Source organism: Leifsonia sp. Root227, assembly GCF_001428745.1.
GTDB lineage: Bacteria > Actinomycetota > Actinomycetes > Actinomycetales > Microbacteriaceae > Leifsonia.
Genome location: NZ_LMIO01000002.1, coordinates 386,159 through 400,955, shown reverse-complemented (window position 1 = coordinate 400,955; position 14,797 = coordinate 386,159). Strand labels below are relative to the sequence as shown.

General features: G+C 69.6%; 10 protein-coding genes and 1 other RNA gene. 5 read left to right on the top strand and 6 right to left on the bottom strand.

From position 1 onward, the window contains the following. Positions 1-24: 24 nt before the first annotated feature. Complete coding sequence (locus ASE16_RS06790; RefSeq protein WP_235500402.1) at positions 25-1,251, top strand: hypothetical protein; 1,227 nt, start codon at positions 25-27, stop codon at positions 1,249-1,251. Here the strand turns inward: ASE16_RS06790 and ASE16_RS06785 are convergent. Continuing rightward, positions 1,223-3,070: a glycoside hydrolase family 15 protein gene (locus ASE16_RS06785; protein ID WP_055892665.1), complete on the bottom strand. Its 1,848-nt coding sequence runs from the start codon at positions 3,068-3,070 to the stop codon at positions 1,223-1,225. The genes ASE16_RS06790 and ASE16_RS06785 overlap by 29 nt on opposite strands. A 137-nt stretch (positions 3,071-3,207) precedes the next feature. Here ASE16_RS06785 and ASE16_RS06780 point away from each other — a divergent pair, with 137 nt between their 5' ends. The 3 genes from ASE16_RS06780 to ASE16_RS06770 all read left to right on the top strand — a co-directional run bounded on the left by ASE16_RS06780 (position 3,208) and on the right by ASE16_RS06770 (position 6,079). Next, entirely contained in the window at positions 3,208-4,629 is a 1,422-nt protein-coding gene (locus ASE16_RS06780) for an MFS transporter (protein WP_055892662.1), read from the top strand. Beyond that, complete coding sequence (locus ASE16_RS06775) at positions 4,626-5,129, top strand: hypothetical protein (RefSeq protein WP_055892659.1); 504 nt, start codon at positions 4,626-4,628, stop codon at positions 5,127-5,129. The genes ASE16_RS06780 and ASE16_RS06775 overlap by 4 nt, the downstream gene beginning before the upstream one ends. 65 nt (positions 5,130-5,194) lie before the next feature. Next, positions 5,195-6,079, top strand: coding sequence for an alpha/beta fold hydrolase (locus ASE16_RS06770; protein WP_235500401.1), 885 nt, complete (start codon positions 5,195-5,197; stop codon positions 6,077-6,079). Between the two features lie 75 nt (positions 6,080-6,154). Here the strand turns inward: ASE16_RS06770 and ASE16_RS06765 are convergent, their stop codons facing one another. The 5 genes from ASE16_RS06765 to ssrA all read right to left on the bottom strand — a co-directional run bounded on the left by ASE16_RS06765 (position 6,155) and on the right by ssrA (position 13,995). Continuing rightward, complete coding sequence (locus ASE16_RS06765) at positions 6,155-9,469, bottom strand: LamG-like jellyroll fold domain-containing protein (protein ID WP_055892657.1); 3,315 nt, start codon at positions 9,467-9,469, stop codon at positions 6,155-6,157. Between the two features lie 101 nt (positions 9,470-9,570). After that, on the bottom strand, positions 9,571-11,739 hold the full coding sequence (locus ASE16_RS06760; protein ID WP_055892653.1) for an alkaline phosphatase family protein: 2,169 nt from the start codon (positions 11,737-11,739) through the stop codon (positions 9,571-9,573). 126 nt (positions 11,740-11,865) lie between these two features. Beyond that, positions 11,866-12,624, bottom strand: coding sequence for a GntR family transcriptional regulator (locus ASE16_RS06755; protein WP_082581286.1), 759 nt, complete (start codon positions 12,622-12,624; stop codon positions 11,866-11,868). A 105-nt stretch (positions 12,625-12,729) separates the two neighbouring features. Then, the gene (locus ASE16_RS06750) at positions 12,730-13,512 is read right to left on the bottom strand and encodes a thioesterase family protein (RefSeq protein ID WP_055892650.1); all 783 of its coding nucleotides are present in this window, start codon (positions 13,510-13,512) and stop codon (positions 12,730-12,732) included. 87 nt (positions 13,513-13,599) lie between these two features. Beyond that, positions 13,600-13,995, bottom strand: a transfer-messenger RNA (tmRNA) gene (ssrA, locus tag ASE16_RS19375). Positions 13,996-14,122: 127 nt separating this feature from the next. Between ssrA and ASE16_RS06745 the strand changes: the two genes are divergently transcribed. After that, the gene (locus tag ASE16_RS06745) at positions 14,123-14,791 is read left to right on the top strand and encodes an SIMPL domain-containing protein (RefSeq protein WP_055892649.1); all 669 of its coding nucleotides are present in this window, start codon (positions 14,123-14,125) and stop codon (positions 14,789-14,791) included. Positions 14,792-14,797: the final 6 nt, after the last annotated feature.

Sequence of the window (14,797 nt, the reverse complement as noted above, 5' to 3'; positions counted from 1 at the left end):
GTTGCATCCCCGGGGGTGATGACGATGGCGCGCACCAGGCCGACCGTAGGACGCACCCCTCTGCCCGGCGCTGCACAGCCCGGCGTCGCACCGCCCGGCGCTGCACAGCCCCGCGCTCCCGTGCGCGGCACGCCCTTACTCAGTGCCGAGGGCGCGGCCATCGTCGCCGGCGGCGGCACGTTCGTGCTGGTGGTCGTCATCGCGCTCCCGGTGTTCTGGGGCGCCAGCCTGCCCATCGCCGGTCCAGGCTCGCTCGGCCAGTTCGTGGCCATCGCGGCAGGGGTCATCGGCGTGCTGGTCTACATCGCTGGTCGGCTGTGGCCGCGAGACGGTTTCCGACCGTTCCGGACAGCGGCGGGAACGGATGGCCGCGCACAGCACGTCTCCCCCGTCGACGTGTTCGATACCATCGCCATCGCGGTCGCGCACGGGGTGGTCGCGCTTCTCGGCTGGCTCGCGCTCGGCGCCGTGCTCGCGAACGGATTCCAGGACGCGACGGTCTACTTCCTGTCCGCTGCCGCCCTCGCCGCCGTCGCCTGCGCGGTCACGGCGTACGTCGTGTTCCTGTCGTCCGTGCAGATGGACCTCATGCGCCTGTCGACGGTGCTCGCCGCGTTCGTCATCGTCGGCATCCTCACGTCGATGCTCAGCGCGCCGGACCCGCACTGGTGGATGCTCCACCTCAGCGCCCTCGGCATGTCCAGCAGCGTGTCGTCGCTGTCGTTCAACCTGACCCTGATCGTCGCCGGGGTGATCGTCACGGCGCTCGCACGCTACGCGACGGATGTGCGCCGCCTCGCGCCGGAATCAACCGGCACAGCGACTGGTCAGGACGGAGCCCGCCGGAGACGCTCGGCGCTCCTCCGGGTGCGGGTGGCCCTCATCCTTATCGGGGTGCTCCTCGCCGGCGTTGGGGTCTTCCCGCTCAACGTCTCCGCTGTGCTGCACAACGTCTCTGCCGTCGGGATGGTGCTGACCTTCTCCCTCGTCGTGTTCTGGGTGCGCGCGGCGCTCCCGCAGGCTCCGGCGTCGTTCTTCATCCTCGGCTACGTGTTCTTCGCCACCATCGTGGTGATGCTGCTGTTCTACGTTGTCGGCTACTACGTGCTCACGGCGACGGAGCTGGTCGCTGGCGTCGTCGTGTTCAGCTGGCTGATCGTGTATCTGCGGGTCAGCGGCGCTGCGACCCCTGCTCCCGCGACCCCTGCTCCCGCGACAACTCCTACCGGCCCCGCGACTCCTGCCGGGTGAGGGCAGCGTCCAGCACGATGGCGGCGCGGATCAGCGCCAGGTGCGTGAACGCCTGCGGGAAGTTGCCGAGCTGGCGGCCGGCTGGATCGATCTCTTCGGCGAACAGGCCGACATGGTTGCCGTATGTCAGCATCTTCTCGAACGCGTACTGCGCCTCCTCGACCCTGTCGGCGTCGGCCAGGGCGATGACGTAGAAGAACGAGCACAGCGAGAAGGTCCCCTCCTCGCCCGGCAGGCCGTCCGGCGATGCTGCGGGGTTGTAGCGGTACACGAGACTGTCCGTCACCAGCTCCTCGCCGATCGCGTCCAGCGTGGACAGCCACATCGGGTCGTGCGGCGAGATCATCCCCACCAGCGGCATCAACAGGGTGATCGCATCCACGACGTCGGTGCCAGGGTATTGCACGAACGCCTGACGGTCCGCGTTCCAGCAGCGCGTGAACACCTGCTCGTAGATGGCGTCGCGAGCCTGGATCCAGACGTCGAGCGGCGCGGGGAGGCCGCGCTCTCTCGCGATGGTGATCGCCCTGTCGAAGGCGACCCAGCACATGATCCGCCCGTAGTTGAAGTCCTTGCGCCCTCCCCTGGTCTCCCAGACACCCTCGTCCGGCTGATCCCAGTTCTCGACCAGCCAGTCCAGGACGGCGCGCAGCTTGCTCCAGCCCGGATGCCCGATCCTGCGGTACTGGTTCGTCACGAACAGGGCGTCCAGGGCTTCGCCGTAGATGTCGAGCTGGAGCTGATCGGCAGCACCGTTGCCGACGTTGACGGGACGTGACCCCGCGTAGCCCTCGAACCCGTCGAGTTCCAGCTCCTCCAGATCGCTCGACCCGTCGATCCGGTACATGATCTTCAGCGGGCCGGACGCCTCGCCTGCCTGCTCGGCCACGCGGTCGGCGACCCACAGCGAGAACGCGATGGCTTCCTCCGTGTATCCGAGCGCCAGCAGCGAGTGCACGGAGAACGAGCCGTCCCTGATCCAGGTGTACCGGTAGTCCCAGTTGCGCACGCCGCCGAGTTGCTCCGGCAGTGCGGCCGTCGGAGCCGCGACGAGTCCGCCGCTCGGGGCGTACTGGAGCAGCTTCAGGACCATCGCCGACCGCTCGACCGACTCGCGCCACCTGCCGGTGTACGTGCCGATGCTCAGCCAGTCCCGCCAGAACGTGACGGTCTGCCGGAACAGCTCCTGCCCGCGGTCGACGGTGAGGCCGTGGCCGTCCGCCTCCGGAGCGGTGTGGAACGCGAACAGCCGCAGGTCTCCCGCCGACATCGTGACGTCCAGCACTGCATCCCCGTCGTCGAGCTCCGTCACCTGCTCGTCGTCGTGCACGCCGGACAGCGCGGCGCCGGACAGCCCGTCGTCGAAGCGCACCCATCCTCCTGCCCGCGATGCGGTGTGGGGGCGGCGTCCGAAGTCGAACCGCGGGCGGCATTCCAGCCGGAACGTCAGCTCTCCCCGCACCAGCCGCACGCCGCGCAGGATGCGCCGCTCCTCCGTCGCAACGGTCGGATCGTCTGCGACGGGCATGAAGTCGATGACCTCGCCCACCCCGGACGCACTCATGAACCGGGTGATCAGCACCGCCGTCTGCGGGAAGTACATCTGTTTGACCCGCACGTCGTCGCCCAGGGCGTGGATGCGGAAGAAGCCGCCTTTCTCCCTGTCCAGCAGCGACGCGAACACCGCCGGCGAGTCGAATCGCGGAGCGCAGAACCAGTCGATCGTCCCGTCCGTGCAGACGAGTGCCACGGATTGCAGGTCGCCGATCAGCCCGTGCTCTGCGATATCGGGGAATTCTTGTCTCGGTGTCTCCATCATGGGAGCCCTCCTCGGACGATGGCGCCCACTATAGACCCGCGTGTGCGCCGACAGCCAGCACAAGGGTTATCCTCGCGGCCGTCTGGGACTATGATCCGGTGCCAGCGGAAAGCCCACCTTTCCGGCAGGAGGTCGTCATGACCGCATCCTTCACGGCCTCATCCCACGCCGGGGTCCGCCGGCTCATCGCTCCGCTCGCTCTCGCGCAATTCATCTGCAGCTTCGCCGGCTCGAACATGAACGTGATGATCAACGACATCTCGCGCGATCTCGGCACGACCGTGCAGGGAGTGCAGGTGAGCATCACCCTGTTCCTGCTGACCATGGCCGCGCTGATGATCCCGGCGGGAAAACTGACCGACAAGATCGGCCGCAAGCGCTGCTTCACCCTCGGGCTCATCGTCTACGGCGTCGGCGCGCTGGTGAGCGCGGTGGCACCAGGACTCTGGGCGCTCATCATCGGCAACAGCCTGCTGGAGGGCGTCGGCACCGCGCTCCTCATCCCGCCCGTCTACATCCTCACCACGCTCTACCTCTCCGACATCCCGACACGCGCGTGGGCGTTCGGCGTGATCAGTGGGCTCGGCGGCCTGGGGGCGGCGGCGGGGCCGCTGATCGGCGGCCTGATCACCACCGTGATCAGCTGGCGCGCCGCGTTCCTGTTCCAGGCGCTGATCATCGTCGTCATCCTGCTGCTGAGCAGGCGGCTCACCGATCCGGTCCCGGCCGATCCGCGCCGCCCGTTCGACGTCGTCGGAGCCGTGCTCTCCGCGCTCGGCCTGTTCGCCGTCGTGCTCGGCATCCTCGCCGCGGACAACAGCGTGCCTCTCATGATCGTGCTCATCGGGGCGGGGATCGTGATCCTGGTCCTGTTCTTCTGGTGGGTGCGGCGCCGCGAGCACGCAGGCAAGGAGGCGCTGCTCTCCACCGCACTGTTCCGCAACCGGCTCTCGAACATCGCGCTCATCACCCAGAACGTGCAGTGGATCGTGCTGATGGGCACGTCGTTCACCGTCTCCGCCTACCTGCAGGTGGTGCGCGGGCACAGCGCCATCGCCACAGGGGTGATCTTCACGGCCGCGACGGTCGGGCTGCTGCTGACCTCGCTGATCGCCGGGCGGCTCGCCACCCGGTTCTCGCAGCGCGCACTCATCCTGACCGGCTTCGTCCTGTGCGTACCGGGGATCGTGCTCCTGATCTGGCTCGTCGCCGGCAGCAGCACGGACTGGTCGTTCGTCCCAGGGCTGTTCCTCATCGGCGCCGGCCTCGGCCTGATGCTGACGCCGTCGGTCAACGTCGTCCAGTCGGCCTTCCCGGAGAAGGCGCAGGGCGAGATCTCCGGGCTCTCCCGCAGCGTATCGAACCTGGGCTCGACGCTCGGTACCGCTGTGGCAGGCACCATCCTGATCGCCAACGTCGCTGCGGGCTCCGCAGCGTACGGGTCGGCGATGACCGTGCTGGCGATCCTCGGGCTCGGCGGCCTGGTCGCCGCCCTGTTCCTGCCGAGGGACGCGACCGGCGCGCATCCCCGTGAGCCGCGCGCGGCGGGGGCGACATGACGACGACCGATGCCCTCCGCCGGGCCAGGGTCGACTTCATCACGGAGGAGTCGGTCTACGGCACCGTGCTCGTCAACGGGATGATCGTGGCCGCCGGCGCTCACGGCGCCAGTTCGATGTCGGTCTTCGTGTCCGTGATCACGACCGTCGTCGTCTTCTGGGCGGCGCACGTGTATTCGGGGACAATCGCGGGCCACGGCGTCGACATGGGCAAACGCGCCCCCCTGTCCGTTTCGCTCAACCGGTCGCTGCGCCGCTCGGTGGGCTTCCTCACCTCCGCGATCCCGCCGTCCGTCGTCCTCCTGCTCGGCGCCCTCCGGATCGTCGACGACACGGTCGCCCTCTGGGTGGCGCTCTGGCTGGGGGTGGCGATCCTGGCCGTCCTCGGCTTCACCGTCTTTGCGCTCCGCGGCGATTCTTGGCCGATCAGGATCCTCGGCGCCGTCTGCACCGCACTGTTCGGGGTCGCCATGATCATCCTCAAAGCGATCATCCACTGACCGCGCTCGACCACGGACGACGGTGATCCATCGGCGCCGGGAGGGACCAGGCGTACGATCCGGCTATGACCATGCAGGAGGAAGGCACCGCGGGCGACGAGGCCGACGCGGGCGAACAGGGTCCGACAGGTGGCGCGGAGCTCACCACCCCGGACGGCCGCACCGTCCGGTACTTCGACACCGGCGCACCCACCACGGGCGGCACGGTGCTCTGGCATCACGGCACACCGCAGACGGGCGCGATCATCCCACCGATCGCGGCGGCGGCGGATGCCGCAGGGCTGCGCGTCGTCTCTGTGGCGCGCCCTGGGTATCCGGGTTCTACGGAGAACCCGGGTCGCACCATCGCCTCCGCGGCCGCGGACGCCCTCCTGGTGCTGGATGCGCTCGGGATCGACACGTTCGTGACCGCCGGGGCATCGGGCGGCGGCCCGCACGCGCTCGCCTGCGCCGCCATCGCTCCGGACAGGGTCACAGCCGTCGCCACGATCGCCTCGCTGGCGCCCCGCTGGGACACCGATGACTGGTTCGACGGCATGGCCTCCCCCGAGGCGCTGCTCACCGCCATCATGGGCAGGGATGCGCGCCTCCACCACGCCGAGCGCGCCGAGTTCGACGAGTCCTCCTTCACCGACCGCGACTGGGCGGCGCTCTCCGGCGCCTGGGGCCCGCTCGGCGCCGACGCGCAGGCCGGCTCCGCCTCAGGGCCGGCGGGCGAGTCGGACGACGACGTGGCGTACGTCACGCCCTGGGGCATCGACCTCGCGGCCGTCACGGCGCCGACCTTGCTCGTGCACGGCGGCGCCGACCGCGTCGTGCCTGTTGCGCACGCACACGCCCTGCTGGATCGCATCCCGAACGCCGACCTGCTGCTGCGCCAGCGCGACGGCCACGTCTCCGCGCTGGCCGCACTGCCGCTCGCACTGGTCTGGCTGCGCGACCCCGCGTGACGGCCGCCGGATCGCGTCGTGCGAAAGGCGCGGCAGCGCCTGCTGGCCCGCACCTTTCGCACGACCCGTGGCCGGCTAGCGCCGGTCGGAGTTCGCGCGGTATCGCGAGCGGCGGACGAAGAGGCCGACCAGGATGGCCGCGATCGCCGCGATGACCAGCGCGACGGGCACGGTCGAGCCCGTCCAGGCCAGGCCGTCGCCGCCCGGCCCGTGCGGCGGGGTCGTGCCTGCCTGGGCATCGCCGGGATCGGCCGAGCCCGTCGCCGACGGAATCACCGGATCAGTCGGAGACGGCGTCCCGGAGGGTGCCGGCGTGCTCGTCGGGTTCGGGGTCTGCGTCGGGTTCGGGGTCTGCGTCGGTGTCTGGGTCGGATTCGGTGTCTGGGTCGGAGTGGGCGTCGGTGTCGGCGTCGTCACCGCGACCGGGGCGAGCCGGAACGTCGTCACGACCGCGCGGTGGTTGCTCGTCCAGGCGTTGCCCACGACGTTCCTCGCCGATGGCCAGCCCGCGACCAGCGTGTTGGAGCCGACCACCGTCAGGTCGGCGCCGGCGGAGTAGACGTAGTCGATGCGGTCCTGCGGCTCGGCCGTCCCCGACGCGGGGTCGGTCGCCACCAGGGGTGACCACGAGTTGCCGGCGGCGGTCGTCGGGTCTGGATGGGCGGCGCGGTAGCTGTCCGTCAGTCCAGCCTTCGTCAGAGCGGCGGGCACCGGCCAGGTCACGGAGCCGACGCCGCAGTGCGCAGCGGCGGTCGCGGTGGTCCAGTCCTCGCCCGATGGCGACTCCAGGTCGGCGAGGAGGATCACCGGCGTCGCGCCAGCCCGCTTCGCGTCCGCGCCGACCGCCGTCGCGAGCGCCACGGACTGGTCGTACCTCGCCGTCTTCTTCTCCGCGTCGATCAGCGCAGCCTGGTCTGTCACGCCGCCCTGGCAGGCAGCGTGCGGGCCGTATGCGTCGCTGTCGAGCCCTGCGCTCCACAGGCGCACGTCCCGCCCGAGCACGTCGGCCGTCGCCCAGACGGCCGGAAGAGTGGTGCCCGCCGCCGTCGGTCGCAGCCCTGCGCCGGCATCCAGAGGGTATGCGGAGACGATGCCCACCCCTCCGTCCCCTTCGACGGAGTGCCAACCGAGCGCACGGGCGAGCCTCGCCGCCGCCGTCCCGTCGTCTTGCTGCACGCCGATCACGTCCAGCCCGTTGGATGCGATCACCGCCAGCTCCTTGAACGTCGCGTCGTTCACGTGACTGCCCGCATCCCACAGGTTCCAGGTCGCCGCGGCGAGCTGCGGTTCTTCGTCGGCGGCGAGGACAGGGACCTCGACCTCGATGCGCGACGTGGTGGCGCCGTCTGTCGCCTGCACGGTGATGGTCGCGGGGTCGGCCGGCGCCGTCGCCGGGGCCGTGCCGGTGACCGTGCCGTCCGCTCCGACGCTCAGCCAGTCGTCGCCGGAGACCTTACTGTACGCGGTCACGGCGTCGCCGTTCCAGAGGCCGCCGACCGGCTGCGCGACCGCGCCGCCCACCCGCACCTGAGGCGCGCGGAAGGTGTCGCTCACGAACCCGCGGGCGATGGTCGCTCCTGTGTCGGACGGCTCGGTGCTCGGCTGCGTCGCGGTGTACTCGTTCAGCACTTGCGCGGCGCTGATCGGCGCGTCGTAGAAGTCGAAGTCGTCGATGGCGGCGTTGACGAAGCCGTCGCCGGTGTCCGCGCCGGATCCCTCGGCACCGACCCGGAACGGGTTGCCGCTGACCAGGGAGAACGCGCTGGTCAGCCCCGTGCTCCGCGCCGTCTCCTGCCCGTCCAGGTAGGTGGTCATGGTGCCGGCGGTCCTGTCCGCCACCACGGCGACCTGGTGCCAGGCGCCGATCACGGAGCTGCCGCTGACGTTCGCGAGGTAGTTCTGCGTGGTCGACGTGCCGTTCCTGCCGAAGCAGGCGCGCAGGATTCCTGGCTGTCCGGCCGTGTTGTACAGCGTCGTGCCCTTGTTGTAGCAGTGCGTGAAGTCCTGATTGGACACGATGGGCGAGTCGGAGCTGGTCGCCGACTCGTTCATCCAGAAGACGTAGGAGAAGCTGGACGAGGCGTCCGTCCTGCCCGCGATCAGCGGCAGAGAGAAGAAGTTGACCCCCTGCTGACTCCCTGCAGGCGAGTTGACGTACGCGGCCTTCCCCGCGATTCCTGCCGCATACGACGGCGTGCCGGACCACGCGCCTGCGTTGCCGCTGCCGGAGCTGTCCGACACTGCGCTCCCCGTGTCCCCGTCGAAGTCGTACGAGACGATCGGGGCGACCGTGTCCCCCTGCGCGCGGTAGCGGTTCCAGACCGCGTACAGTGTCACGGTCGCTCCGGCCTGGGTCGCGAGATCGCTGACCGTCTGCCCGTCGGTGTACACGACGGCCCCGGATGCACTGGTCGCCCAGCCACGGAACTGGTAGCCCGCTCTGCTGAAGCCGTTCGCGGTCAGCGCCGCCGCCTGACCAGAGGTCAGGGTCTGCGACGCCGTCGCCCCTCCGCCTGCGCCGTTGCCGTCGAACGCCACCGTGTACGCGACGACGGTCGGCTTGCTGGCCGCGTAGTCCGCCGCCACCTGGCTGCCGGGGATCGCCGCTGCGAAGAAGTTGAAGTCGTCGATCGAGGCGTTGATGTAGCCGTCCCCCGTGTCGTCCTCGCTGCCGCTGAGACCGCCGATGTTGAACGCGAGCCCGCTGGCGAACGCCGTCGCCGCCGTGATCGACCCGGCCGGCGCCGTCGCCTTCTGCACGCCGTCGACGTAGAACGTCCCGGTGTTCGTCGAGCGGTCGACCACGACGGCGACGTGGTGCCAGGTGTTCAGGATGCTGCTGGAGATGCCGTGCACATACTCCTTGGTGCCGCCCGCGGTCTTCCCCCAGCACGCCTCCAGCACCCCGGCCGTCGCCTGGTTGTACAGGGTCAGTCCTGCGTTGTTGCATGTCGCGAAGTCCTGGTTGCTGACGATCGGGCCGTAGCTGGTCCGCGACTGCTCGGAGACCCAGAACTCGTAGGAGAAGCTGGAGGACGCATCCGTCTTGCCTGCGACGAGCGGCAGCTTGACGTAGTTGACGCCGCCGCTGACCACGGCCGCGCTGCCGGAGACACCGCCGACGTACGCCGGTGTCCCCTTCCACGCGGCGTCGTTCCCGTTGCCGGACGAGTCGGCGACCGTCGTTCCTGCGTCGCCGTCGAAGGTGTACGACGCGACAGGCGTGATGGCGTCCTGCGGGTCGAACGCCGGGCTCGCGCTCGCTGCGTACGACGCGCCGACCACGGCGACCGCGCCGACCACGGCCACGGCCAGCGCGGCGGCGGCGGCGATGATGCGGTGCGCTCGCGTGCGCGGGGAGAGACGACGGAGGAGACGCTGCACGGTCATGGGTGTCTTTCGGGGTCTGGGCGAACGGGGTCTGGACGAACGGGGGCTGGGCGAACGAGTGCTCGGCTGATCGGAACGGAGCTGACGGGACCCGAGGCCGCTCAGGCGCTGAGCTGGGCGACCCGTCCGGCGTAGCGGTGCTGCCACCCGCTTCCGGTGTCGGCCGTGATGATCACGTCGTAGCAGCCGTCCGTGGTCGGCCAGGTCACCTTCTCGGCCTTTCCGGGGTGCACCCACACGCTGCGCGTCCCTCCGGCGAAGTCGTTGGCGGCGAGGCCGTAATGCACGGCCTCCAGCCCGTCGTTGTGCAGCGCGATGCCGAGCACAGGCTCGCCGCCGGTGACCAGGTCGACGTCCACCCGGGGGACGCCGGCGTTGTCCTGCCCGGCCGGCAGGACCGTGCCGGCGTGCGAGCGCACGAAGCCGTCGGGGCCGTAGACCGTGAAGGCGTAGCGGCCGTCGTGCGCCGCCGCATCCCAGCTGTACGCCGCCGGCGCTGTCGCGGACACGGTGTGCGGCGTGTTCGTGAACGGCAGGTACTTGTCGGGGAACGCCTGCAGGCTCACCGTCTTGCCCGCCGGTCCTCCGGCGAGGCTGAGGCGCGCGGTCACCGTACCGGTCTCCCTGTCCTCCTCGAACGTGCCGTGCGGGTGGAACGAGAGCGGGCGGGGACGGAGCGTTCCGCCTTCCCACTTGTCCGCTGGCGGAACCTGCGTGCTGATGATGCCTCCGGCGCGGGCGATCTGCACCAGTGCTTCCGTGTCGGGCAGCGAGGGGATGTCCACCACCGGATGCGCGAAGTCCAGCGCGCTCGTCAGGTCGCCGCTGATGCCGCGCCGCCAGTCCGTGATGGTCGTGCTGAGCGCCGGGGTGCCGAGCGCTGTCGTCCAGGTCTCGAGGAACTGCAGGATCGAGGTGTGGTCGAAGGTCTCGCTGTTCACCCAGCCGCCTCTGGTCCACGGCGACACCAGGATTGCCGGCACGCGAGCGCCGTAGCCGATGGGCGTGCTGCCCGAGTACTCGCCGGGGGTGCCTGGTTCGGCGTACGGCGGCAGGACGTGGTCGTAGTACCCGTCGTTCTCGTCGAACGTCATGATCAGCAGCGTGCTCTTCCACAGCTCTGGGTTGCTCTGCAGCGTCTGCAGCACCCGGTTGCTGAAGTGCGCGCCGTGCTCGGGGTTGGCCGACGGATGCTCTGTCCAGCCGTACGGTGCGACGATCCACGACACCTGCGGCAGGGGATGCGCCGTGCCAGGCTGGCAGGCGGCGATGAAGTCGCCGAGCACGGCGTTGAGGTTGGCGTCGCTGTCGTTGTTCGGGGCGCCGGTCGGCGCGTACGGGGCCGAGCCCGCCCGCCAGACCAGCCCGGTCCCCTGTGCGTTCTTGACCGCATCCACCCGGTTGGCTGCGTCGGTGGCGGTCGAGCCTGAGGTGGTGAACGTCGCGAAGCCGCGGATCGGGTTGTCGGTGTAGTCGCCGACCCAGCTGCTGCCGTTGTTGCTGTTGTCGACGTAGATGCGCCAGGAGACGCCCGCCTTCTGCAGCGCCTCCGGGTAGGTCTGCCAGGCGCGCGTGCCGTTCGACTCCGCGCCGTTGTCCGTGACCCCGTTGGAGGTGCCCGTCCAGTGGTAGAGCCGGTTCGGGGTGGTCGGGCCCATGACGGAGCAGTGCCAGGCGTCGCAGATCGTGTACGCGCTGGCGAGCGACCACTGCCACGGAATCTCCTCGCCGGTGACGTACTGCATCGTCGCCGGTCCCTTCGCGCCGATCCAGTTGTTGTAGCGGCCGTTCGACCAGGCGCCGAGGCCACCGGAGTACGAGTGGTCGAGTCCCGTCGTGGTGCCGGCGACGGTGGTCACCCTGCTCGGCTTGACGAACGACGAGCCGTTCGGCTGCGAGAACACGTCCGTGCCGTTCTGGAACCGCAGGGCCTGCTTGTCGCTGAAGCCACGCACCCCGGGAAGCGCCCCGTAGTAGTGGTCGAACGCGCGGTTCTCCTGGATGAGCACCACGACGTGCTTCAGGTCGCTGATGTCACCGGCGAACCCCTCGGGGAGCACATACCGTGCTGCCGTCTCGCGCTGGCTCCCTGATGCGGCCTGACCGGCGAAGGCCGCCCCCGTCGTCCCGCCGAGCACGGCTGCCCCTCCGAGCAGGCCGAGCGCTTTGAGCATCCCACGCCTGGACAGCCCGGACCGCAGGATCTCCGGCGGAACGGTCTCCGCGCGCTGGTAAGGGTCCGGGATGAAGTCTTCCGGCTCGCTGGACATTGGTCTCCTCGTGTTGGTTCGTTCACAGCCGCGGACAGCCGACCAAACCGAAGGAAACCCGCGGTGAACGCAGGACGACCAATCACGCGGGATGCGGTTCTCCAGCGGAATCGGCGCGCCGAGTGTTCACACTGGGCGCGTGAGGGCCCTGGTGCTCTCCCCCGCGTTCACGTCGAACGCGATCGTCCCCGCCCGGTAGCGGTCGACCCCGAGCTCGACCACCCGGCCGTCCCTCGTCGCCGTCGACCTGGTCACCTGCAGCAGCGGACTGGACCTGCGCACGCCGAGGAGCCCGGCATCCTGGGTCGACGCTGCGACCGCCTCGATCCTGTGACGGCCAGAGGTCACCGTGATCCCCTCCGCGGCGAGCGCCGCCGTGGTCGATGCCACGTCGTCCGGCATCCCATCGACCACGTCCGCGACCCACGGCGCCCACGCCGACCGCTCGACCATGACCACCAGCCCGTCCAGCGTTCGCACCCGCGTGAAGCTCAGGATGCGCTCCCCCGGCCGCACCCCGAGCCCCTGCGCCTCCGCCACGCCCGCCGCCCGGCGCTCCCTGGACGAGATCATTCCCCCTGCGGCGCGACCACCCGCCTCCGCCCACTGCGCGAACGACAGCATCCGGTCGAACTCCTGCGCGTGATGCCGCGCGTGAACGACCCACCCGTCCCTCGGACGCGAGTGCACGAGCGACAGCCTGGCCAGCTTCGCCATCGCCCCGCGCACCAGGCTGCGGGTCACGCGGTACTCCTCCGCCAGCGCCGCCTCGCTCGGCAACCGCATCCCCGCCACGAACTCTCCTGAGTGGATGCGCCGCCGCAGTTCGACGGCGAGATCCTGCGATCGCGCGACGGGGCCGGGAACCTGCTGCTGCTGCACCACCCCAGGAGGATATGGCGGGCAGGCGGCCGGGAGGTGGCTGGGTGCTTAACGGGAGGGCGCGCCGGTGCGCAGCGGCGTCGGTGCGCAGCGGCGTCGCCGCCGGTGTCAGCGGATCGGCCGCACCGTCAGCGTCTGCTCCGCCCGCCCTACCGGCCCGCGTTCGTCGTGAAGCTCGGTGCTGGTGAGGCCCTGGCCGGTCGGCCCGAAGGTCACGGTCGTATCGAGCCCGACCCAGCGGCCGGTGGGTTGGGTGTGCAGGTGGATGGTGAGGTCGAGGTTGGGGAACATCCACTCGTTCGGCGACTGCCGCACGGCGACCCCGTTGGCCGTGTCGACCAGGGCGATGAAGGACGCGTGGTGGCTGGCTTGCTCGCCGCCGACGATGTCGAGCTCCGTGCGCAGCCACGCCGTCGCGCGCCCTGGGCGGGGCGCTTCGAGCGCCCGCATCTCGAGCGACGCGACGTAGCCGCCCGGCCAGGTGTCCGCGATCGAGAACCGGTGACGCTCATCCGGGACGGCGAGCGTCGCCGTCTCCCCTCCGGCGATCGCCCTGGTGTCGCTGTCGATCGCGTACCAGCCGCGGGCGAGCACGACCGGCCTGCCCGCGATGACGACGGTCGCCTGCACCAGCTCGATCGTGCGGCCTGGGCGCACCGTCTCCACCTCGACCTCGCACACCTCGGCGGCCAGGAACCCGAGAATGTCGAAGCTGAGCCGCGCGAGCGACATCGACGGATTGTCGCCACGCGCCGCGCGGTGCAGGTCCATCGCGTGCGCGACGAGGCCGCCGAGCGGGCTGAAATGGATCTCCGCATTATTCCACGCTCCCCCTGCGTCGTGCAGCGGGCGGAAACGGGTGGCGTCGAGGCGTTCGAAGTAAGAGCTCATCGTTCCACCATTGTGGTCACAGGAACGAGAAAGGGCCGCCCATTCCTGGCGGCCTTTTCGACTCGAACAACGCGTGACAGCGACCAGTGGTGGAGATGGGGGGAATTGAACCCCCGTCCACTGCTGTGGTCATATGCCTTCTACGGGTGTAGCCAGTGATGTCGTTCTACTCGGCTCCGGAATTCGCCACTGGCACCTAAACCGACGAGCCCAGCATCAGTGTGAGTCCCTCCGCGCCCTGATACTCAACGTGGAAGCAAGCTCTCTAAATGACGCCAGAATCCGGGTAGAGAGCTATTCCCGGCTTGACGGTCTCATAAGTTGCTTTAGAAGAACTTACGCCGCGAGGGCGAAGTCTGCCTTGGCAGAGACAGTGCTCTTTGAATTGGCACTTATTGTTTGCATGCATCGTTTACGAGATAAGCATGCATCCTCGACCCGCTTCTCACACTCTCGCAGACAATGTCGAAACCGATCATCCCCGTGCGCAGCCGGTGAGGCTGGGTCGCTGTCACGCGCTGTTGAGTTGTCCAGATACTGTTCTCACCGCTTGCGGCGAGCTTCTCATCTTACAACATCCGAAACCCTCGTTCTATGCCACGATCGGAGGATGGCCGACACGATCATCACCGTCCAGGGCGAGTACGAACTGCACCAGCCGGCGGAGCGCGGCACCGTCCGCCTCACCGTCGCATACGACGGCAAGAGCAGGGATGAAGTCCTCGCCCGCACCACGCAGCGTCACGTCTCCCTCACCAGCGAGCTGCGCGACATCCACAACCCGCAGTCGGGGCCCGTCACCTGGTGGGCGTCCGACCAGCTGCGCGTGTGGGGCGAACGACCGTGGAATCAGGACGGGAAGCAGTTGCCGATCGTTCACCACGCGCAGGTGGGCATCGAGGCGAAGTTCAGCGACCTCGGCGCGCTGTCGGACTGGGTCGGCGTGGTCTCTCTGCTCGACGGCGTCACGGTATCGGGCGTCACCTGGGCGCTGACAGAGGCGCGCAAGCAGTCGCTGGTGCAGGAGGCGCGTCGCAGGGCGGTCGAGAACGCCGTCGCGAAGGCGACCGTCTACGCCACCAGCCTCGGGCTCGGCTCCGTCAAGCCGCTCGCGCTCAGCGACCCCGGGATGCTCGGCGACCACACCTCATCGCCGCAGACGCAACAACCGATGTTCGCCAGAGCGGCGTCGAACGACCACGCGGGAGGAACGCTGGCGCTGAAGCCGGAGGACATCACCATCGCCGTCCAGGTGCACGCGCGCTTCGCCGCATCCTGAGCCGAG